Source organism: Arthrobacter sp. efr-133-R2A-120, from assembly GCF_030209835.1.
In the GTDB taxonomy this organism is placed as follows: Bacteria; Actinomycetota; Actinomycetes; order Actinomycetales; family Micrococcaceae; genus Arthrobacter.
In genome coordinates, this window is sequence record NZ_JARVRF010000001.1 from 125,083 (window position 1) to 147,539 (window position 22,457).

Genomic DNA, 22,457 nt, shown 5'->3' on the forward strand with positions numbered 1-22,457 from the left:
TCGAATCGAGGACCGCTGTGCCTGACGTCCCCACATCATGGGAACTGTCCCGGGAGGAATGGGAGGCAGTAGTCCTGGACGATCTGAACCGGCCAGCGATGAAAGACCGGCAGCGCGTCATCGAGGTCCTGATGATCCGGGACGGCGGCATCTGTGGGCTCTGCAAGACCCCTGTCGATTCCGGCTTCCGGGAACCCCACGATCCGGCCAGCCCTCAGGCGGACCACATCATCGAAAAGAGCTATGGCGGACCGCATACTTGGGAGAACTTGCGCCTGGCCCACGGTTACTGCAACAAATACCGCAACAACTTTCCCGCGTCCGTGGCCGTACCTGAGGAAGTCTTTCGGGAGGCCTTCGAACAAGCCGTTCACAGGTGGGAGAACCCCCATGTCTACCTTCCCCGGGCTATCGCCTGGGACGAGGGGCTCATTGCCGAGTATCGGCCGAAGCTGGCCGCCGCCGAGCGAGAGCTCCGCAAACTCGTTATGGCAGACGGCGACAAGGACGCGATAACGGAAAGCGCCCGGGCCGTCGCCCACTGGGCCAAGCTCGTCAAGAGCGCCCAGACGCACCGTGCCACCCTGGAACGCCGGATTGCGAAGCATATTGCCAAAGGGGTGACTCGTGAAAAGTGAAATATCGGCGCTAACGTCGGATATTTCTCTTTCACAAGCCCTGTGAGTATTTCGACCTCATCGGCCCAACCGATTTCCACGATCAGCCAACACTCGGAGTGCCATGAAGTCGCAAGCTTCGTCTTCGGTTTCAAAGCGTGTATTGCCGGTACGTCCACCGCGCTCCGAATAGAAAACGGACCATCCACCCAACTCAGGCAAGAGGCAAAGGCATTCGTCTGGAACTTCTCCGGTCAAGCTATATGCGTCGGGGTCGACGCCTTCTGACATTAAGAGATCTTCAAGCCTTCTACGATTCATTTTTATGTTCACCACCCACCTCAAACCCGGATACAGGCCATTGCACCCGCAACCTTAGCGCGGGATCTTCACTTTTTCACAAGCCTCCCTGCACCGCCTGGCCATTTCAACGCTGCCGCCCCTTGCGGTCCGCTCCGCACACAGTGACGCCAGAAACGGGACCCACAATCTGTGCTGCCAACCGCCTCTCATCGGTCCCAATCCTGTTCATGGGACCAATCTTTCAGTACGCCACTGAACTAACAGCCCCATCCCTACGGGGCCGGGTCGCCGTCCGTGGATGCAGCTTCGTCTGCGCGGGGGAGGCCCCTGATCAGGGCCGCCATGCCGCGCACCGCCTCGGGGTCGTCCTCCCAAGAGCTCCCGTCACGCGTGCAGGCGCGGAACGTGTTCACGCCGGCATCTTCGGCCGCCTGGTTGAGCTCGGCCCAGGCCTTTCTCAAATCTGCCAGCTGTGCCGGTGTCAACGGCTCGCGCTCCTCCTTGGGTGCGGCCACCGCGGCGGGGGAGGAATCCTCCGTGACTGGGGTCCGGCCCCGGATGAAGAAGCTTCGCAGTCCCACAGTCCCTCTCTCCTTCTGACAAAGAATGTCCCGCCTGGGATTGGGGGAAACCAGGCGGGACAACCCCCACGGTACCAACCCAGTCTGACAAGGCTCAGGGCAAGAGCATGCTCGCGGGGCTCGCACCCCTTTTCGGGCGTCCACTCCGCTTCGCTGCGTGTCCGGCTGTTGGGTGATGACGGTCCGTCGCAGAGCTCCTGCCCGTCATCACCTGTTTGTCTACGACGTTTTCTGGTTGCTGTCCTTCGGATTCTAGGCGTCCGCTCCACCCTGTCCAGCCCCTCCTTCGTCGGGGCCTGCGGCGCAGGAATTTCCCTATGGCGCTCCTTCGTCGCTTATTTCCTCCGGGAATTTCCCACACCTTGCCCAAGGGTAGACAGGGCTCCGTCGGCCGCCGAGCAAGCAAGCTTGCCAGCAACCAAAAAACAACGGGGGAGAGGGAAGCTGGCCGGTCACCTGATCCGCCCCACTCACCCAACTTCTCGGCAAAGAAGGAGCAACACCATGAACGCAATCACCATCAAGACGGTGACCACAGCCGACACCGGCGAAACCATCGACGGCGTTACCGTGCTGGGCGATTACCACATGAACGGCGGCTACGACTGGATGGAACTCATCGGCGAACACGGCTGGGCCGTGATCCCCAGCTGGGGCTGTGACGGCTGGGACCTGGGCCAGTGGCCCTATGTCATGGTCGCCGGGATCCGTACCGCCGATGAGATCGGCAACCTGTTCGGCATGGCCACGTACTGTGAGGGCGACGTTCGGACGACCTTCTACAGGACCAAGGCCCGGTTCTGGGATGCGATCAGCGAACAGGCGTTCTTCCACTGGAAGAACGGACAGGCCCAAGGACCGGAAGACCTGCCCATGGCGGCGGCCGAGCTGCCCAGCCGGTACCGCCAGCTGTGCACCGTCTTCACCGCAGCCTAACCACCGGCGAAGGGTCCCCCGCTCCGACCGGAGCGGGGAACCCCCACCCCGAACCTCCGTCACCGCGGCAGACTCACCTTCCGCGCCGGGGGCGGTCCGTCGTCGTGGCCGGCTGCCGCTGTGGTCACCGGCGACGGACCGCCGTCCGCATCAGGGCCGCGCGGGGTGGCTGATGCCGGCGGCCTGCCCTGAGGGGATGGCCGGGGCGGGAGGACCCATCCGCGTCCTTGGGCAGGTCCTGGTCTCCGCTTCGCTGCAACCAGGTAATCGGGCGTCCGCTCCGCGGCCGGCTGTTGGGTCCAGGGCGTACCGTCGCAGAGCTCCGTCACCCCCTGAACCTTGGTGTCTACGACGTTTTTTGGCTGCTGTCCTTCGGATTGTACGTGTCCGCTCCACCCCGTCTAGCCCCTCCTTCGTCGGGGCCTGCGGCCCGAAGAATCGGCTCCGGCGCTCCTTCGTCGCTTATTTCCTGCGCAGATTCCACGGCCCTTGCCCTGCGGGTAGACAGGCCTCCGTCGGCCACAGCTCCGCAAGCTTCGCCAGCAGCCAAAAAACAACGGGGGAGAAGGAGAGCTGGCCGGTCACCTAAGCCGCCCCACCCACCACATCCTCGGAAAAGGACACACAACCATGAGCGACTTCATCAGCTTCACCAACCCGGCCGACATCCTCGCGCTCATCCCGCACACACTGGGGGAACAGCCCACGGAATCCTTCGTCGTGCTGACCATGAACGGAACGCGGCTCGGCGCGACCCTGCGCGTGGATGCACCGTTCGGAGCGGACCCGCGCGGCTACGCGCAGACGCTCGTCAGCCACCTGAGCGCGGACGAGAACGCCACGGGCACCCTCCTCGTGATCTACACGGACGAGAACAGCCCCGGAAACCCCCGCCCGTACTCGGAACATGTCGAGGCCTTGCGCGCCGAGCTGGCCACCGCTCAGATGCCGCTGAAGGACGCATGGATGGTCACCTCCCACGCGTGGCGGAACTACCTGTGCACCGACCCCGCATGCTGCCCGGACGAACCGCTGGAGGCGATCACGACCAGCAACGGCAACGCCGAACTGATCTACCGGGGGAGCCAGGTCACCGGATTCACCGCGCCGGAACCCTTCACCGGCGACCCGAGAGTCCGGGAAACCATCAAGGCACACACCCCCGAAGGATGGCCAGGGGAACTGGACCGCAGCCGGGCCATATGGGCCGAGGTTCTTCAAAACCCGGAAACCCTGACCGCCGGGCGCGGGCACGAACTGGCCGGAGCATTCCAGCACCCCACGGTCCGGGACTACCTGATGGCCGACGTCATGACCACCGCGCCCGAGCAATTCACCTCCGTCCTGCTGGGCGTGGTCCTTGCCCGTCCGGACTGGGCACGCGTGGACCGCGCCCAGGAAATCGCCTTCGAACTGATGAAGGCAACCCCGGAAGGCCAGCGCGCACCGATGCTCTGCCTGATCGGCTGGCTGGAATGGCTCAAGGGCAAGTCCAGCTTCGCCGCACGGTACTTCAAGCTCGCCATGGAGGACGTCACCGATTACCGGCTGGCGTCGCTGCTGACCGAGCTCCTCAACCGTGGACTGGTCGCTGACTGCGCACGGAACAAGGCAATGTCCTACACACCGTCCATTCGGTAAACCGGATGAACCAAGGCCGGGCCCCAGTTCACACCGGGGTCCGGCCTTGCCGATCCTCCAGCGTGCGGTGGCGGCCTCCTCCGCTGCGCTCCCCCGGCCGCCGTCAACGCTGGCGCGGGCGCAGCACCAATTCCAGACAATGCGCAGGATCCGCCGCTAGGGTGAAAGGACAACCCACGTCCCAAACCCAGGCAAGGAAGACCCCGCCATGGCATCAGAGTTCCGCATGACCGAGGACGACACCGTCGGCCCCGATGCCAGCCAGATCGAAGACCTGCTGGAATTGCGCCTGCTCACGGCAGGCCCGGAAACCGGGCCCGTAGACTTTCCCGTAACAGACCACCGGCTCGAGCAGCCGTAACCCACACAGCATCGACGCTGCACCACAGATTTCCTTTTTCCGAGGGAAAACAGAAAGAGCCGGCGCATTGAGCGCCGGCTCTTTCGCCTTAACCGCTCCGGGGGCGAGCCGGCGGTGACGAGGGCAAGAGCATGCTCGCGGGGCTCGCACTCGTTTTGGGCGTCCACTCCGCAAGCTCCGTGGCCGGCTGTTGGGTGATGACGGTCCGTCGCAGAGCTCCTGCCCGTCATCACCTGGTTGTCTACGACGTTTTCTGGTTGCTGTCCTTCGGATTCTAGGCGTCCGCTCCACCCTGTCCAGCCCCTCCTTCGTCGGGGCCTGCGGCGCAGGAATTTCCCTACGGCGCTCCTTCGTCGCTTATTTCCTCCGGGAATTTCCCACACCTTGCCCAAGGGTAGACAGGGCTCCGTCGGCCGCCGAGCAAGCGAGCTTGCCAGCAACCAAAAAACAACGGGGGAGAGGGAAGCTGGCCGGTCACCTGATCCGCCCCACTCACCCGACTTCTCGGCAAAGAAGGAGCAACACCATGAACACCACGCCCACGCTCGAAATGATCGACCCGGCCACGCTGACCGTCGAGGTCAACGTCCGCAAGGACGCCGCCCTGACCGCTGATTTCATTGCCAGCATCAAGGAACACGGTGTGATGGAACCCGTGATCGCCCACCGCAAGGACGACGGCACCGTGCACGTGCTGATGGGCCAGCGCCGTACCCGGGCCGCTGTAGAAGCCGGACGGGACAGCATCCCGGTCATGATCATCGACAGCCCCGAGGAAGCCGAACGCATCGTCACGCAGGTCGTGGAGAACATCCAGCGCGCCGAACTGACCGAAGCGGACGAGGCCGACGCCTACCACCAGCTCTCACTCATCGGAGTGTCAGCCGCCGCGATCGCCAAGAAAACAGGCCGGACCAAGACCACCGTCGAGGGAGCGTTGAAGGCCAAGGCATCCGAGGCGGGAGCCACGGCGCTGGGCAAGGGATGCACCATCGAGGAGGCTTTGATCCTCGCCGAGTTTGAGTCGGATGAGGAAGCCATCGCTGAGTTGGAATCGGTCATCATCGACGAACCCGAGCAGTTGTTCCACGTAGCCCAGAAGTTGCGCGACGAGCGCAAGCGGGCCGCAGCCCTCGCGGCGCTGATCGGGGAACTGGAAGCCCAGGGCAAGGCCATCGTGGAGGACGCCGGGAACTACGCCGACGAGGAGAACCTGTACGTCTCAGCGGCAAACCGGGCAGATGGAGAACCGGCCACCGAAGAGGACGCCAACGCCTACCTGATCAGAACCGACTACCGGGGCCAGCACAACGCGAAGCCCGTCATCACAGGCTGGAAGGAACTCGGCTTCACCCCGAAGTACGAACGCTACGACGGCGGCACTCAGGCCCGGAAAGGCCCGATGACCGACGAGCAGAAAGCCGAGCGGAAAACCCTGATAGCCAACAACAAGGCCATGGAATCGGCAACGACCGTGCGCCGCGACTGGGTCAAGACCCTCCTGGCCCGCAAGACCGCGCCGAAGGGATGGCAGTACTTCACCGTCCACGCGATCACCCACCACCCCGAAGTCGCCAGCGGCTACGACGGCAAGGTGGCCGCCGAAATGATCGGAGCCAAGTTCGAAGACAGCGACCGCTGGGGATGGAACCCGCTCCGGGACCACGTCGCCAAGTCGACAACGCGGCCCGAGTTCCCCCTGATTGCGCTCGTCTGCGCCGGGTACGAGAAGGCGATCGCCAAGGACTCGTGGCGGTCCCCGTCCCAGACCCACCGGGACTACCTGAACCAGCTGATCACTTGGGGATACACGCCGTCGGAGGTTGAGCAGATCATCCTCGACAGCGACAAGCCCACCGAGGAAGAAACGGCGGAGTAAGACCGGCGTGCCGGGCGGAACCCCACCGCCCGGCACGGCCACGGCCACTCACCGTGAGGGGACAGGGAACCTCCCAAACTTCGGGCGGTCCGCCGCCCAGGGCGAACCACAGCAGCCACTCACCAGCGGCGGACCGCCATTGGACGCGAACACCCGATCCTGCACCCCACAGCCGCGCAACCAGGGACAACGATGTCCACCGATGAGTTGCGACGCGCCATCCATCGTCAGCTAAGCTGAACCGTAGATTTCCTTTTGCCGAGGAACAGAAAAGGCCGGCTAACAAGCCGGCCTTTTCTGTTTAAGCACCATGCGTCCGAGGCGGGACGACGAAGGCTAGCTACGCGGCCTGCACCTCATTCGACTCTGTAACTTCCGGGCCCTGTACCCCATTCGGTTCTGTAGCTTTCGCATGCTCTGCAACCAGGTCTATCATCCGCTTCACTTCGGCGCCGCTCAGGCCAAGCCGTGCCGCCACGGCGGACTTGGCTTCTCCCGCGCCCAGCATCGCCTTGACTGTTTGTGCTGCGGATTGAACGGCGCTCTGCGCGTCAGCTTCGGCTTTCGCCAGGATGGCTTCTGCTTTCTTCTTTGCCTCCGCGCGCAACAGCTCGGCTTGCTCCTGCTGCTCGAAGAATTCCGCGGCCATCTCGATCAGTCGCTCGTGACGTTCCGTCAGTTCCTTGGCCTTGGCGCGAGCTTTCTCGCGGGCGGCCAACTGCTGCGCAGACTTCCGTGGTGTTGCCATAGCTTTGGGTCCCTTCCCCTTGGGTTATCCGCGCCCCGGACCTAACGGCTAGCGCCGGGTCAGGGCCACGGCCGGCGGCGTGCGCCGCAGCGGTCCTCGCTTACGCTCGGGCTGGTTGTGCCCGGGTTGCCCCCACGTGGACAGCTTACGAGAAAAGGACGGTCTCTCCGCTGCCCACCCGGGGATAACCCGGGCGGCGGTTCTACACAATCGAACGGACCGTGGATAACGGAAAAGCGTGTTACCCACCGCCCATTCTCATGTGCAGAACCGCATCAAATCCTTGATGGCCCGATCCTACACTTTTCGTCTTTGTTCCATCGAGTTAGCTCGTCCCTCCCGTCACCGATTCCACAAACCCAAAAAGCGCAATATCTGTCACACCTCATGCATCATCGATAAGTGAGGTGGTTTGGGCGCTATGCTGGGGTTCGTGATGACCGTGCACAAGCTCAGTGCCGGCGACGGATACACGTACTACACCCGTGAAGTCGCCTCGGCTGATAAGCTGCGCTCGGCGGGCCGTCAGCTGGGCGATTACTACACGGTGGACGGCAATCCTCCCGGTCAGTGGGGTGGGGGAGGGGCGGCCCACTTGGACGTTTCGGGTGAGGTCACCGAGTCCCAGATGGCAGCCTTGTTCGGCGAAGGAATCCATCCGAACGCCGAAGCCATGGTGGAAGCCGACAAGAATGCTGACGTGCGTTTGGGTGCCCGCTTCAAGCAGTTCTCGCAGAAAGATCACGAGCTGCAGGGCCGGATTGCCGTCGCGATGGGCGACTACAAGCGCATGAACCATGCCGATCCTGATGCCGATACGAGGCGGCGGATCCGCATGAAGGAAGGCGCCCGGTACTTCCGTGAACTCAACGGCCGCAGCGCCAAGGATACGGAAGAACTGGGCCGGTTCGTCACCGCCCAGACCAAGCCTGGATCGCAGGCAGTGGCGGGTTTCGACCTCGTGTTCGCGCCCGCGAAATCCGCTTCCGTGCTGTGGGCAACCGGGGGTGATGAGGCCCGCAAGGAGATCGAAGCGGCCCACAACGAGGCCATCGCCGAGACCATGACCTTCCTGGAAAAGGAGGCGACATTCACACGCCGAGGCCGCAACGGGGTCCGTCAGGAAGATGTCGACGGCGGCCTGATCTACACGAAGTTCCGGCACTACGATTCCCGCACCGGGGATCCCCAGCTGCACGATCACGTGGTGGTGTCGAACAAGGTCCTGGGCGTTGACGGCAAATGGTCCAGCCTGGACGCACGGCACCTGTACCAGTTCAACGTCGCCGCCTCCGAGCGGTACAACCGGCTGGTCATGGAGAAGATCTGCGCACGCCTGGGCCTCGGCCTGACCGAGCGCAAAGTTGCCGGGGACCGGCCTGTGATCGAGATCGCCGGCGTCGACGTCGCCGCCATCGACGCCTCCTCCTCCCGCCGCGAAGGCATCAAGCCGGTGCTGGATGAACTTGCCCGGGAGTTCATCGACAGGCACGGCTACGCTCCCTCCAAGAAACAGCTGATCGCCCTGGCACAGCAGGCAACCCTGGACACCAGGCCGTCCAAAAAGGAAGCCCGACAGCTCTCCGTCCTGGTCGAGGAATGGATGCAGGACCTCGGATCCATCCCCGGCGTGAAGGTCGGCCCCGAGGCGCTGGAACACGCCCGCGCGCACCGTCACGACCCCCGCGACGCCGGCGAGCAGGACAAGCCAGGCTGGCTTGTCTCGCACGCTGATGAACTCAACCCGGCCGTGGAAGCGGCCGCGATCATCGAGCGTCTGGAACGCGACAGGGGAGTGTGGGGAGAACACCACATCGAGGCCGAGGCACTGCGCCGGCTCGGTTCCCGCCTGGGCGAATTGCCCATCCCTGATGCCCTGCTGGAGCAGGTCACGGCCCGTGCGATCGACCAGTACTCGCTGCGCATCACCCCCGAAACCCCAGTCCCGGAACTGAAGGAGCTGCGGCTGGCCAACGGCGCATCCAAGTACGGCCGCGCCAACGCCACGCTGTACACCTCGGCCGGGATCCTGCACAGCGAAGACCGCCTACTGACTGCCGCGCAGCGCGTCGTCATCCCCGCTGCCACCGTCGAATCATTCGACGCTGCGCTGGCCAGGCAGGACAAGAGGTTCGATTCCGGCCAGTTGGGCATGGCCAAAGAGTTCGCCACCAGCGACCGGCTTTTGATGGTCGGTGTCGGCCCTGCCGGTGCCGGCAAGACCACCGCGCTGAAGCTCGCTGCCGACACGGTGCGCGAGGCCGGTGGCAGGGTGTTCGGTCTCGCACCGACAGCCGTCGCCGCCGCCGTGATGGGTGTCGAACTGGGCGCGACGGCGACGACGATCGACTCCTTCGTTCTCGCCCACAGCAGCGGCCGGGCCGATGAGAAGACCACCCCGAAACCGGGGGACGTGATCATCATTGACGAGGCCGGCATGGTCGGCACCCAGCTGTTCGCCGCGGCCGTGACGATCGCGGACCAGCATGGTGCCGTGGTCCGTGCCCTGGGCGATGACCAGCAGCTTTCGGCCGTCGCATCCGGTGGTGCGCTGCGGCTGTTGAAGAACACCGTCGGCGCCGTGTACCTGGAAGACCTGCACCGCTTCCGCAACGCGGACGGGTCCCCGAACGATGCCGAAGCCGCTGCGACCCTGGCGTTGCGCGAACCCCCGGCAACCGGCGCGGATGACCCGTGGGCGTTCTACCGGCAGAACCGCCGCGTCATCGGCGGGGACACTGAAACCATGACCTCGCTGGTGTTCGAGGCGTGGCAGAAAGACACCAACGCGGGCAAGCACTCCATCATGATGGCGTTCGAGAACGCCACCGTCACCGAGCTGAACGCCCGCGCCCAGGCCTACAGGATCGCCACCGGTGAGCTGGACGCGAAGAAACCGGCCGCGATGCTGCGCGACGGCCTCACCGCCCGTGCCGGGGACATTGTGGTCACCCGGGAGAACAACCGCCGGCTCTCCATCAACCGGGGCAAAGACTTCGTGAAGAACAACGACGTCTGGAACGTCGTGAAGGCCCACAAGGACGGTTCGCTGACGGTCAAACACCACGGACACCAGGGCACGCTGACCCTTCCGGCCGAGTACGTGCGGGCCCACACCATGCTCGGGTATGCCGCGACGATCCACCGCACCCAGGGCCTCACGTGCGACACCACGCACGCCCTCATCAGCTCCGGCCTGTCCCGGTCCCTGGCCTACGTCGCCGCCTCCCGCGGACGGGAGTCCAACAAGCTCTATGGCGTCGTGGCCGACGGCCAAACCCTCGAGGACGTCCTGGCCAGTGTGGCCGCGAACCACGATTCCAACCTGACCGCGCACGAACAGATGGACGCCGCCCGCTCCCAGACCCGCTCCCTGCCGGACATGTCCGCTGCGTACCGGGACATCGATGACCAGGCCAACGAGCTGCGCATGGCCAACATCGCAGCCCGCGTCCTGGGCGAAGGAACAGCCGCCGGCTTCACCAAGTCCACCGCGTGGGGTGCCGTGGCCACGCACCTGCGCCACGCGGAGAACGACGGCTTCAACATCACCAACCTGCTCAAGGACAGCATCAACGAAGGCGGCTTCGACGCCTCCGACGATCCCGGGGCGGTGCTGGCCTGGCGCGTCGAAGACCGCCTCGCCCGGTGGCGTGAGCGCACCCAGAACCCGGGCCGCCGGCCCCTGGAATCCATGAGCGACGACGTCCTTGACCGTCTGAACAAGCGCGCCGTCGGCGAGCTGATGCGCGCCAAGGCCGAAGCATCCAGGATGCCGGCCATGGAAGAACCCGACCGGAAGACCCTGCTGCGCGGCTGGCTGGCCGAACGCAAGGACACCCCGTGGCAACGGCGCCTGCACGGGGACCTCAGCGACGATGACCTGGCCGCACTGATCACCGCCGCGACGCAGCAACTGCGCACCGATACGACCATCAACGACACCGCCGCAACCACTAAAGCCCGGTGGCTTGCATCCTCCTTGCAGAAGGAACAGGCCCTGCGTGAGCTGATGAACCCGGAAGCCCGGGCCGATGAAGCCTACGAGCGCGGCGCCGTGACCAACTACGCCCGGGATGAGCACGCCTCCCGGATCCAGGCCGCGGCACAGATCCAGCACCGGATCCGCGCCGAAATCGAACTGCGCCGCCAACTGCCGGCCCCGGTCACCCGGGAAGCAGCAGATGACAGGCTGCCGGCCTGGATGGCACCGGCCGACGTCATGAACCACCAGGACACCCCGGCACTGTGGCGGAAGGAACTCGCAGCACGGCGTGAGCTCATGGCCAACGAAGCCACCCGACTGGGCGCACAGCTCGCCGCCGAGCCACCGGCCTGGGCCGCAGCCCTGGGCCCGGCACCCTCGGACCCTGCACGGCAAGCGCAATGGTGCCAGCTCGCCGTGGAAATCTCCACCTACCGCGACACCTACCGCGTGCCGGAGTCCGAGACATCGCCCGTTCCCGCCCAGCACCAGGAGAACGGCACGGGCGCGGAGCTGACCGCGAGGATCACGGCCATGCACAAGTACAGTGCCCAGACGGCCAAGGAACCTCTGGCACCGGCCGACGCCGCACACATGGCCGAAGCCGCCCAGGTCGAGGCCCTTGTCAAGGAAACCCCCACCCCGGCCGAACACGTTGTCGACCACCTGCAGGAAACCCGCGGCGCCCAGGCGCAGCTGAACCCGGCCCAGGAACGCGCCGAACGCATCGCCGCCCTGGCCCGCAAAGTACGCGAGAACCGCGCCACGACCGGCCATAAGACGGAGGACCGGCCGGAATCGGTCAAAGAAGCACTGGAGGACATCGCGGCCCGCCGGCGCAGCGAGAAAGCAGACAAGACCGCAGCCACACAGCAGCCGGGAACCTTTGCCGAACGCCTCGCCGCGTCCCGTGCGGCCGGGGCCGGCACGGACGGTTCCTCCGCAGTGGAACGGCTCCGCCGGCAACGCGCAGTCCAAGCTGCCGCCGAGGATGAGCAGCGCCGCCGCGAGCAGGACGGTCCCGCCGCCGGAGGACCGTCCACCGGGCACCGCGGCCCGCGACTGTAGGCTGTTCAGACCGGCCAGACCGGTCAAGATCAGCACCGGTCAGAACAGCAAAGGGGTGAGCATGGGGAGTCCTCGCGGCCGCGCAGCACAAGAACGCCTGCAGACCCTCTACGCGCGTACCCCCGGGCCGGTCGTCTTTGTGGACGAGAGCGTGCGTGCGCCAGGGAACAGCTTCGGTGAACGCCCGTTCTACACCATGAGCGGCGTCACGGTCCCCAAAGACTCCCTGGACATCGTCCGCAAAGAACTTGAACGCATCGTCGGTGCGAACTACTGGCACACGACCGAGGCATACAACGGCAAGCTCGGGCCCGTGGAAGAGCTGCGGCCAAGGATCCTGGAACTGAACGAATATCTCGCCCGGGTTGTGGACTTCACCGTCGTCACCGTTCAGACGGAAATCAGTACCGGGGACCATGCCCTGCAAAAGGCCCGCGAGGAATGCATCACGACCCTGGCCCGTGCGGCGACCAGCTCCGGCAGGGAGGATCCTCCCCGTCTGATGGTTTTCGAACAGCTCAAGGAAGACGCCTATCCCGGCGGCAATGCCAGAGACCATGACGTGTTCGCGCGCCTGCGGAACGCCGGGCTTCTCCACCGTTCGGTCGTCATCGAATCCATCTCGCCCTGGGACGAGAAACTGCTGTGGGCCGCGGACCTGTCGTCCTGGAGTTTCTACCACCAGCTGGCCAGATCAGAAGGCACGTGGTTCAAGCCCCTGGCCCCGGTGACGACGGTGCTGCACGCCCGGACCGGACTGGCCGTTAAAGGAAGCAACCCCCATCTGCCGCAGCAAGGTCCGGGGGTCCAGCCAACTGTCGGCGCTCAAAGAGGCGGAGGGCCGGCTGTTGCTTCTGAATCAAGGCTAGTGCATCAGGGCAAGGAGAGCCAAGTCCTCCACGCCGTCCGGACCGAAGCAGACAGCCAGCGGCCACCGCTGGACCACTCGGTCAGCCTGGGCGTCGGAACCAACGCGCCCAAAACCATCGAGGCGATCAAGGAACGCTTCGACTGGTACCTGAACGCCCAGCGCAGCCAACGGTCCAACCCCGAAGCATCCGAACACATCAAGCAACTCCTGGAACAAGCCCAGCAAGCGCTCCGGAAACCGCAACGCCCACCGGAACCACCCGGTGCCCGACCGGAGATCACCGGCCCGCAACGGTAGGCCCGTCGTGGAATAGTTCCTTGAGGAGCACAGCCGCGACCATGGGCCAGGGCGCCCCCAAGCAGGAAGTCCTGCCCAGGAACAGCCATAGATTCTCAGAGATGGCAAGAACGGCCTGACCCGATGAACACCCATCCACACCAAAAGGGAACAGCCACGCCGCATGGTCCATCGGGTTCAAAGGACTTCGGACACGGGAACAGGCGGCCCCGCCGGAACCGTACCCGGCCGGCATGTCTCCGACGGACACGGCGAAAGCACACACCAGGAATCACGACCATGCTCGCCGGACCGGACTTGGCAGCCCAACCGGCCGACGGGCTGAGGAAACCACCATCTCGGCTCCCACCGCGGGCAACGGAGGCGCTGGTTTGATGGAGTGCATCGCCGGAGAGGATTAGGATTCGGCCCATGAGGATAGCGAAATCCGACACGATTGCCGGCTTGCCCGCACCCGTAGCGAGGGACCTGGTGCGCCTGTACCGGGGAGGCACCTTCGTGCAGGAGTTGGCCGATACCCTGCTTCGCAGGAACGGCGTCGAAGACACCGAGGTAGTGTTCGCGCGCATGGAGAATGCCGGCTACCTGGTGAAGGCCGACACCGGCGACGATCCCGGCTACGTCTGGTGGGAGGCGACAACCCTCGGAAACGCCCTGGCCATGGCCAGCTTCGGCAAACCCATCACCCGATCAACGGCAGACCGCCTCGTCGCCGGCCTCCTGGAACGGGCCCGGATGTACAACGCCGATCCCGGGATGCCGCTGTTCGTGGAACGGCTCCGGATTTTCGGAAGCTACCTTGACCCGACCGTCGACCCGCTCGGGGATGTCGACGTCGAACTCTCCTTCGGCATGCGCACCCGAGACCACCAAAAGATCAGGGCGTACGTGCGGGCCAGCGGCCGGACCTTCGATTCATTCATGGAAGAGCTTTTCTGGCCGCAGAAGGAACTGACCCAAAAGCTCAGAAACCATTCGACAGCCATCAACATCACGACGGAAAACATCGACAACATCACGAACAAAGCCCGGCTCGTTTACTCCATCGAAGATGACCCCGGCGCGGTTCCGCGGCCCGTAGAGGCAAACCGAACCGCAGGTGACGCGTTACAACGGCATCCTGCCGAGGTAGGCGTTCGTGAGCCCAGACAATCCTCTGCCAGAAACCGAACCCGATAAGCGCCCATATGTCGTCCGGAAGAGGTCTTCCCCCTTAAGTGTCAGGTTGGGCTTTGAGACTTCAAAAGCTTGATGTCAGAAAGATTCATGGGAGTTCTATTCGTAGGCGCTCGGTGCTTCATCCTGACGTCAGGTTGGGGTGTACGTCAACCTGATAGTGGTTGACGAGCCATCCATTCGGGACTCCGACCGGTACTGCCAGATCCACTGCTTAACTGAGTCGTGGGTCCCTCCGGAAACCCTCCGAACTGGGCTGGGACTACCCCATGACTTCCAGCTCCTGGAGCTTTCCAAGTGCTACGCCCGCCAGAAATTGTGCTTGGTCGACGAGGATACCGTCGTCAAACACTGCCCTGGGCGAGTGCATAGGAGGCCAATCCATGGGGTCAATATCGGGAGACCCAGCTCCGAGGTGCCCGTACGCGCCGGGGACCTCCACGAGGACACGGGAGAAATCGTCAGACCCGGTCCTGGGGGACGGGCTGGGGACGAACCGCTGCTCTCCGAAGAACGCCCGTGCGGTCCTGCCCCAGAGTTCGGCGTCACTGTCGTGATTGACGGTGGCCGGCATAACCGGAGTGAACGTTGCCTCGGCTGTCAGTTGATGAGCGGTCGCCAGTTGCCGGATAAGATCCGGCAACTCCTGTGCGAGCCGTGCTTCGACACCGGGGCTGAAAGACCTGACGCTGGCCCTGAATTCCGCCGAATCAGGTATGACATTAGAGGCGGAACCGCCATGGAATTGGCCCACGGACAGAACCACGGGGTCAAAAACGTTGAATCGCCGGGTAATGTACGTCTGTAGCGCGCCAAGCATTTCAGCAGCTACCTGTATGGGATCCAGAGCCTGGAAGGGGCGCGAACCGTGCCCACCACGCCCGATAACCTTGACGGACAGATCTCCGAAGGCTGCCATGTAGGAGCCGGCCCGGGTCGTGAACACGCCTGATGGCATGTCCGAAACGACATGCAAGGCGTAGGCAGCATCCGGTCGCCTGCCGGCTGCGTTAAGAACGCCTTCCTCCAGCATGATGCGGGCCCCGTCATGTCCTTCCTCCCCCGGTTGGAACATGAAGATGACGTCGCCGGTCAGGCTGTCACGTACGGACGAGAGCAACCGGGCGGCACCAATCAGGCCCGCTGTATGCAGGTCATGGCCGCAGGCATGCATCGCTCCATTGGTCGAGGCAAAGGGTATTCCCGTCTTTTCTGTCACCGGAAGTGCATCCATGTCGCCTCTGAGCAGCACAGTTGGGCGGGTCCCGAGCGGGGCTTCGCTGGCCCCGCCGCGAAGTACTGCAACCACGGACGAGGCGGCTTTTCCGAGGGTTAACTCGAGGTCGAGCCTCTTGACTGCCTCAAGGACCCGGGCCTGGGTGCGGGGCAGATACAGGCCAACTTCAGGGTCTGCGTGCATTTCCCTACGGAAATCAACCAAGTCACTCCCGAAGGACGGGATCGCTGCTGAGGCGCCCTCAAGGAAACTCAGCGCTGAAAACCGCTCCGCATCTGTCATTGAAGTATTTGTCATTGAAGGACTTTCTCGTGTTGGACGGCCCCGCCCTGCTCATTCTCGTGAGAAGTGCGCGGGGGGGAAACCCGCTCCCTGACCGCGAGCACGTTTCCCGGAGTGTTTTCTATTGCTGCCGAAGTCGGATATGGCGCCTAGAGCGGGAAATCCGTCCTGTCCACGCCAACCACGCGGTCGCCGGTAAAGAAGCGTACGCCGTACTGGGGACCGTGGCCTCCGATACCGCTGGTACCCCAGAAACTCTGGCGCGAATTGCCGGCCAGGTCGCTCATGAACGTGCCGTTGATACGGACCTCCCCGGCACGAATACGGGATGCCACGTCGATGGCCCGTGTTTCGTCACCGCCGAATACGTAGGCATCAAGACCGGTTGCCGGTCCGTTTGCATGGCTAAGCGCCTCTTCAACGGAATGCACGGGATGTACCGTGACCAGTGGCCCGAAGAGTTCTTCCGTGGCGGCTCCGGCGGGACATCCGACGATCATCCCCGGTGCCAGGAACCAACCGTTAAGATCCGGTAGGTCGCCGCCAGTGACCAGTGTTCCCCCCAGTTCGAGGAGTCGATTCACTGCCGCTTTCAACCCATCACGCTGCCGTTCAAACGCCAGGGGACCCACTTCCGTTGTCTCATCCAAGGCATTTCCGACCCGAAGCTTACTGAGTTCGAACTTCATAGCTTCAACGAAACGGTCGTGAATCGACCCGTCAACCAGTACCTTGCCGGGCGCCTCGCACCACTGGCCATTGAGACGGGTCATGCCCTGCAGAATGGACTGTGCCGCCGAGCTGACATCGGCATCATCCAGAATGATCACGGGGTTGTTGGATCCAAGCTCCATCTGCATGACAGCGAGATTGGACGCCGCAGCCTGCGCGACTGTGCGGCCTGCCGAATCGCCGCCGGTAAACGAAAGAGCCTCGATGCGGGGATCCGAAGTCAGCAGTGATCCTGTCTCCGAATTCCCATGAACCAGTTGAAACGCGGCACTTGGGTAGTCGAGTTCGGTCATGGCGGCGGCGATCGACTCGGCGAAGAGCTGGCAACCGCCGGGTGCGTTCTCGGAGGGTTTGAGGATGACCGGGCACCCAGCCGCCATTGCTGCCGCAACCTTGCCAACCACGGTGAAGGTTGGAGCATTCCAGGGGCCAACGATGAGGGCCGGGCCGAGGGGCTTGCGCAGGATGACCACAGACCGGTCACCGCCGTCAAGGGTCTCCGACTCGCCAAGCTCCTCCGCTTCAGCGATTGTTCCCCGGACTCTGTCCCCGAGTGCACCGGCAATCAGGCGGGTGGTCCGGATAGGGACTCCCGTGTTGATGCTGTCCTGCAGTGCGATTTCTTCGCTCTGAGCATCGAGAGATGCGGCTATCTTCGTCAGGAGCTCAAGACGGTCCCGCAGTTTGATGTCTTCAAGTTTCCCGGACTCGTGCAGTGACGCGGCTGCGGCGAGTGCGTGCTCGACGTCAGCCCTTCCGGTCTTTCGCATCGGCTGCCGGGGTTCGCCGGTATTTGGGTTGGTAAGGTAGCGGCCGTTTTCGTCGAGCTGCAGCCATGCGCCATCGACAAAGGAGCGTTGCTCGACGAGGTCGGGGGAGATATCGGTCAGTTGTGCTAGTCCTTCAGCAGTCAATTAAGGTGCTCCTCTGGTTTTCTTTTGTTGTCTTTGTCGTCCAGGACCAGCGACGGTAGGGGCTGAGCCTTGACGTTCGACCGTTTATGTTCAGGAGGATTTGCAGCGCCATGTTGTGCAGCCTTCGTTCCGGCGCTGGCCGTGGCGCAAAATTAGATCATGATCGGCGTAACAGTCAGCTGCCGAACGGTCTTCAAGGTTGTCCGGATCACGATTGCCTGTCGGTCATGTTCAGCACAACTCGGATCGTCGATGCTTCCGCCATCGCTTCGAATCCCTCGTTGATACGTACGAAGGGCAGTTCCTTGGTGACCATTGCATCGAGATCCAGTCGGTTATTCAGGTAGTGGTCCGTGAACATGTCGACGTCGCTGAGGAACCTGTTCGCGCCCATGTAGGCGCCTTGCAGGTGTCGGTCGCCGTAGACGAGTGCATCTGCGGGGATACGCAGTTCGGACCCTGTGGGCATGAGACCGAGGATGGTGGCGGTTCCGTTCGGGCTCAGGAGCGAAAAGGCGAGTTCCGCTGTCTGGCTGCGGCCCACCGCCTCGATTGCATGGCTGACACCTTGGGGAAGAAGTGATCGGACCTGGATGAGTGTTTCTGTTGGGTCGGGTAATGAGACAACAGTGTCCGTGGCACCGAAGTTGCGGGCGAGCTCCAGCTTGGCCGGCACGGCGTCAATGGCAATGATTCGTCGTGCCCCAGCCAACCTGGCACCTTGAATGGCCGCTATTCCGACGCCGCCGCAACCGATTACGGCAACAGTATCCTCTGGCCCTACCTTTGCGCCGTGAATAACCGCACCGACTCCTGTACTGATGCAGCAACCGAGAAGACACGCCACCTGGGGAGGCAGATCCGAGCCGACCGCTGCAACGGATGCCTCCTTCACGAGGAAGGCCTCTGCAAATGCGCCGATACCGCCGAGCGACTCAACGCTTGATCCATCAGGTGAGAGCAGCCTGGGCCGATGCCGCTCACGCACCGAGTCGACCCGTTCGCACTGGGTGGGGCGCCCGCCTATGCAATTGCGGCATGCCCCACAGGAGGGGGTGACCGTTACCACGACCCGGTCACCGGTCTTGATTCTTGTGACCGCAGAGCCGACGCGCTCGACAATGCCTGCGACTTCATGCCCGAGGACAGCCGGCAGGGAGATATCCAGCGACCCCTTCAGATAATGCAGATCGCTATGGCAAAGGCCCACTCGCTCAGTCCGGATGAGGACCTCATAGTCCTCCGGATCATCCAGCAGCAGTTCGCGGATCTGAAGAGGGGCTCCGGGCTTTTCCAGCACGGCGGCAAGAATCTGTGTACTCACTTGGCATCCTTGATAGTGGAGGTGCTTGCAGATGGGTCGCCTCGACCATCTTCAGCCCTGGTCGAGTTTCAAAAGTGTGAGGGAACAGCCTTTAGGACCACTATGGCAACCTGACCAGCTCCGGCTCCACTGTGGAACGGCCGGGATGAGAGTCAGCTTCCGGTTCCGACTCGGGATCCATGCCGGTTGTCATCCACGGCCGCCCGGCGCTTAAGGTAGCGTTCCATGGCGCGGACGGCTTTCTCCAGCTTCGCCAGCAGTACTCGTGTCTCCTCTCCGGTGATCACCAAGGGCGGGGACAGGATCACGGCGTTGTTCAGCGGGGCGATCCCGCCCGGATAGACAATGAGCCCATGGGCAAGGCATTCCTGCACGAATGCGTTGGCCGCTCCCAGCGCAGGATCGGGTGCCTGCTTGCTTTCCTGGTCCATAACGAACTCGAAGCCCCAGAGCAGGCCCCGCCCACGGACATCGGCCATGCAGCGGTACCTTGTTGCCAAGGAGAGCAGACCCTCCTCGAGCTGCTTCCCCCGTTGCCGGACGTTCGCGAGGATATTCTCGCGTTGCATAAAGTCCAGGACCGCCAGGCAGGTTGCTGCCCCCAGGGGGTTTCCCGAGAAAGTGTGGCCGAACGGCGCGACGCCGCTGCCCTCTCTGAGCGCCTCAACGATGTGGCCTCGCAGCAAGACGGCGGCAACAGGGGAGTAACCGGCACTCATTCCTTTGCCGATAAGAAGAAGGTCCGGCACGACGTCCTCGTAGGAACTCGCGAACCAGTCGCCAGTGCGCCCCATGCCGGTAATGACCTCATCGATGATCATCAGCACGTCCAGCCGATCACAGATCTCCCGAAGCCGGGCGAAGTAGCCCGCTGGAGGTGTGAGGACTCCTCCTGCGGCTCCTACGATTGGTTCGACGATGACTGCCGCGACTGTGCCGGGGTCCTCGTTCTGAATGGCATCTTCGAAGGCTTTTGCGGCCCGCGCAGCGTACGCTTCCTCGCTCTCGCCTGGCAGGGCGAAGCGGTATGCGTAGGCTGGCGGGGCGGAGGCGAACGCATGCAGTAAGGATCCGTAGTCGGGGCGGCGTGCTGCATGCCCGGACATCGACAGGGCGCCCATGGTCATGCCGTGATAGCTGATGGTCCTGCCAAGGATTTTGACTTTGCCTGGGAGCCCCCTTTCCCGCCAGTAGCTCACTGCGGTGCGGATGGCGTATTCGGATGCCTCGGACCCGCTATTGACGAAAAACGCCATATCGAGGTCCCCGGGAGCAATGTCGGTGAGCCGGCGGGCAAGTTCTTCGGCGGGCAGGTTGGTGAACTGGGTTCTATACGTAAAAGCCACGAGGCGGCACTGTTCTTTCACCGCCTCCGCAATCTCGTCCACGCCGTGGCCAATATTGGCGGTCATGGCGCCGCTTGAACCATCCAGGTACTGCCGACCCGTTGAGTCATAAAGGTAGACCCCATGGCCATGCGTAACCACCGGGTACTTCTTATCAATGGTCTGCTTCAACAGAGCGCTCTCAGAAATGGAAAACTCCTCTAACGTTTGGCGGGTCTTCTTTTGGCACTGCCGTCGCGGCTCCGACGAGTGCCACCACGACAGCGCCTCCGGTTCCTGTCTCGTTATCCGTGACGAGACAGGAACCGGAGGCGGGATGTGTTCGGCTCTTATTCCGCAGTTGCGCAGTTCTGGCTTTCTGCGGATTGGTGCTCCCGGTCTGACACCGCTGGCACAAGCGCGGCGTAGGCATCAGGCCGCCTTGAACGCATTACCAGGGCGGTCACCAAACCACCAGCAAACAGGGCGCCCATCACCGACAGCAGGATTCCTGCAGCGAGGTCACCGCCGACAAGAAGGCCGAAGTTCTGTACGACCAAGAAGACAATCCCACCGAGACCGGTCACTGCAAGTGTCGGCGCGAACAGCGTGGCCCAAAGCTTTCCTTTTGCCTTCTTCCGGAAGAACACGAGGACAGATAATGATGTGAGGGCCATCAAAACCACCACGCCGAGCGTTGCTGATCCCGAGAACCAGGTGTAGGCCTGCGTCACCGGGTCGAGCCCGATGAGCGCCTCGACCCCAAGCAGGGCAATGGCCACGATCGACACAGTCAATGAAGCTCTCGAGGGAGCCCTGTGGCGAGGGTGGACGATTCCGAGCCCCGCGGGGAGCACGCCCTGGGTTCCTAGGGTGAACAGGTAGCGGGTGAGCACGTTCTGGAAAGTCAGAATGCACGCGAAGAGGCTGCTGATCAGAAAAACCTGAAGGAGAGTTGCAAGTACAGGTGAGACGTACTTCGCAGCCAGACCGACCACAATGCTGGTGGGATCATCTGTTGCCACTTCGACGATGTGGCTGTCGCCGATGCCGGCCTGCATGGCCCATGCGGTGAAGGTGTAAAAGACGCCAATAGCGAGAACGGCGATGTACGTTGCGCGCGGTATTGTCCGGTCGGGGTCACGCGCTTCGTTGCGGAAAACAGCGGTGGCCTCAAAGCCGATGAACGAGAAGAAGGCGAACATGACGCCCAATGGGGGGACTCCTTCACCCAGGCGCGCGGGGGACAGCGAGTCACCGCTCAGCCCCTCGGCACCGCCATGTACAACGACACCGATATTTACTGCCAATAGAACGACCGTTTCGATGACCAGGACCACGCCCAGGACCTTGGCGGAGAGCTCGACGTCCCGGTATGCAAGGGCACCGCAGGTTGCCATCAGCACCAAACTGCACAGCCACCATGGAAGATCCGGACCACCCAGATCATGGACAGTGGTCTGGGCCGCAGATCCCAGGTAGGAACACAGTGCGAGAAACAGGAGCAGATACGTTCCGAGTGCGAAGGTTGATGCACCAAGCCCCATGCCCCGGCCGAGCCCCGTTTGGATGTACGAGTAAAAGGCCCCCGCGTTCTTCACGTAGGGGGTCATCCGCGTGAATCCAACGGCGAACAGAAACAGGATCACCGTAGCGATGAGGAAGAACAGCGGGCCGCCCGTGCTTTCCGAGGCAGAGACCACCACGGGCCAGCCGGCCACGACGGCTGTCATCGGTGCGGCACCGGCCACGACCATGAACACGATTGACCCGACGCCGAGCCCGCGGCCGAGTAACTTGTCGGGGCTCAGGATTCCGTTCGGGCCCGCATCCACAGGCTCAAATTTAACATTGTTAGTTGCCATTCGTCCCTCCCGGACGTTCGAAGCTCATTTATCTTCACGACGCCTTCGATAGGCCTGAAGAATTCAGTCATCGTGGAACTCAGCTTTGACGGCCCCCTTGCCGCATCGTCTGTGAACTGCATTACAGCCTAGGTCCCGCGTTGCCCGCCCCTGTGTCAGCTCTGCACACTGTCGCCACCGTTCATGGTCGTAATGCACAGCATTCGAACGGACCGCCCCGGTGTGCAGTTTGCACATGGCCCTCATTGATGTGGTGCCCGGCGCACTCGCTCCTTCCCAGGGAGCCCGGGCATGCTCGGTAACAACGGAGCTTCC

General features: G+C 63.3%; 15 protein-coding genes. 8 read left to right on the plus strand and 7 right to left on the minus strand.

Annotated elements, in window-relative coordinates:
* Nucleotides 1-17 precede the first annotated feature (17 nt).
* Nucleotides 18-638, plus strand: a complete 621-nt coding sequence (locus QRN52_RS00600; protein WP_284750873.1) for an HNH endonuclease — start codon at nucleotides 18-20, stop codon at nucleotides 636-638.
* 554 nt (nucleotides 639-1,192) lie between these two features.
* Here the strand turns inward: QRN52_RS00600 and QRN52_RS00605 are convergent.
* A complete protein-coding gene (locus tag QRN52_RS00605; RefSeq protein ID WP_284750874.1) occupies nucleotides 1,193-1,501 on the minus strand; it encodes a hypothetical protein in 309 nt (102 codons plus the stop codon).
* A gap of 504 nt (nucleotides 1,502-2,005) precedes the next feature.
* Between QRN52_RS00605 and QRN52_RS00610 the strand changes: the two genes are divergently transcribed.
* The 4 genes from QRN52_RS00610 (at nucleotide 2,006) to QRN52_RS00625 (ending at nucleotide 6,318) form a co-directional block, all read left to right on the plus strand.
* A complete protein-coding gene (locus QRN52_RS00610; protein ID WP_284750875.1) occupies nucleotides 2,006-2,437 on the plus strand; it encodes a hypothetical protein in 432 nt (143 codons plus the stop codon).
* Between the two features lie 630 nt (nucleotides 2,438-3,067).
* Complete coding sequence (locus tag QRN52_RS00615; protein ID WP_284750876.1) at nucleotides 3,068-4,078, plus strand: DUF4192 domain-containing protein; 1,011 nt, start codon at nucleotides 3,068-3,070, stop codon at nucleotides 4,076-4,078.
* A gap of 208 nt (nucleotides 4,079-4,286) precedes the next feature.
* Nucleotides 4,287-4,439 carry a hypothetical protein gene (locus QRN52_RS00620; RefSeq protein WP_284750877.1) on the plus strand — a complete coding sequence of 51 codons (153 nt, stop codon included), beginning with the start codon at nucleotides 4,287-4,289 and terminating at the stop codon, nucleotides 4,437-4,439.
* A 526-nt stretch (nucleotides 4,440-4,965) separates the two neighbouring features.
* On the plus strand, nucleotides 4,966-6,318 hold the full coding sequence (locus QRN52_RS00625) for a ParB/RepB/Spo0J family partition protein (RefSeq protein WP_284750878.1): 1,353 nt from the start codon (nucleotides 4,966-4,968) through the stop codon (nucleotides 6,316-6,318).
* Nucleotides 6,319-6,658: 340 nt separating this feature from the next.
* Here the strand turns inward: QRN52_RS00625 and QRN52_RS00630 are convergent, their stop codons facing one another.
* Nucleotides 6,659-7,036, minus strand: coding sequence for an SPFH domain-containing protein (locus tag QRN52_RS00630; RefSeq protein WP_284750879.1), 378 nt, complete (start codon nucleotides 7,034-7,036; stop codon nucleotides 6,659-6,661).
* A 466-nt stretch (nucleotides 7,037-7,502) separates the two neighbouring features.
* On the opposite strand from QRN52_RS00630, the gene mobF reads away from it, so the two are divergent.
* The 3 genes from mobF to QRN52_RS00645 all read left to right on the plus strand — a co-directional run bounded on the left by mobF (nucleotide 7,503) and on the right by QRN52_RS00645 (nucleotide 14,466).
* The gene (gene mobF, locus QRN52_RS00635) at nucleotides 7,503-12,119 is read left to right on the plus strand and encodes a MobF family relaxase (protein ID WP_284750917.1); all 4,617 of its coding nucleotides are present in this window, start codon (nucleotides 7,503-7,505) and stop codon (nucleotides 12,117-12,119) included.
* A 61-nt stretch (nucleotides 12,120-12,180) separates the two neighbouring features.
* Nucleotides 12,181-13,287, plus strand: a complete 1,107-nt coding sequence (locus QRN52_RS00640; protein WP_284750880.1) for a hypothetical protein — start codon at nucleotides 12,181-12,183, stop codon at nucleotides 13,285-13,287.
* A 411-nt stretch (nucleotides 13,288-13,698) separates the two neighbouring features.
* On the plus strand, nucleotides 13,699-14,466 hold the full coding sequence (locus QRN52_RS00645) for a hypothetical protein (protein ID WP_284750881.1): 768 nt from the start codon (nucleotides 13,699-13,701) through the stop codon (nucleotides 14,464-14,466).
* A gap of 259 nt (nucleotides 14,467-14,725) precedes the next feature.
* On the opposite strand, the gene QRN52_RS00650 is transcribed toward QRN52_RS00645, so the two are convergent.
* From QRN52_RS00650 to QRN52_RS00670, 5 genes are all read right to left on the minus strand, one after another.
* Complete coding sequence (locus QRN52_RS00650; RefSeq protein ID WP_284750882.1) at nucleotides 14,726-15,997, minus strand: M20 metallopeptidase family protein; 1,272 nt, start codon at nucleotides 15,995-15,997, stop codon at nucleotides 14,726-14,728.
* Nucleotides 15,998-16,131: 134 nt separating this feature from the next.
* Nucleotides 16,132-17,628 carry an aldehyde dehydrogenase family protein gene (locus QRN52_RS00655; RefSeq protein WP_284750883.1) on the minus strand — a complete coding sequence of 499 codons (1,497 nt, stop codon included), beginning with the start codon at nucleotides 17,626-17,628 and terminating at the stop codon, nucleotides 16,132-16,134.
* A gap of 208 nt (nucleotides 17,629-17,836) precedes the next feature.
* Nucleotides 17,837-18,952, minus strand: a complete 1,116-nt coding sequence (locus QRN52_RS00660) for a Zn-dependent alcohol dehydrogenase (RefSeq protein ID WP_284750884.1) — start codon at nucleotides 18,950-18,952, stop codon at nucleotides 17,837-17,839.
* Between the two features lie 152 nt (nucleotides 18,953-19,104).
* Nucleotides 19,105-20,469: an aminotransferase family protein gene (locus tag QRN52_RS00665; protein WP_284750885.1), complete on the minus strand. Its 1,365-nt coding sequence runs from the start codon at nucleotides 20,467-20,469 to the stop codon at nucleotides 19,105-19,107.
* Between the two features lie 158 nt (nucleotides 20,470-20,627).
* Nucleotides 20,628-22,142, minus strand: coding sequence for an APC family permease (locus QRN52_RS00670; RefSeq protein ID WP_284750886.1), 1,515 nt, complete (start codon nucleotides 22,140-22,142; stop codon nucleotides 20,628-20,630).
* Nucleotides 22,143-22,457: the final 315 nt, after the last annotated feature.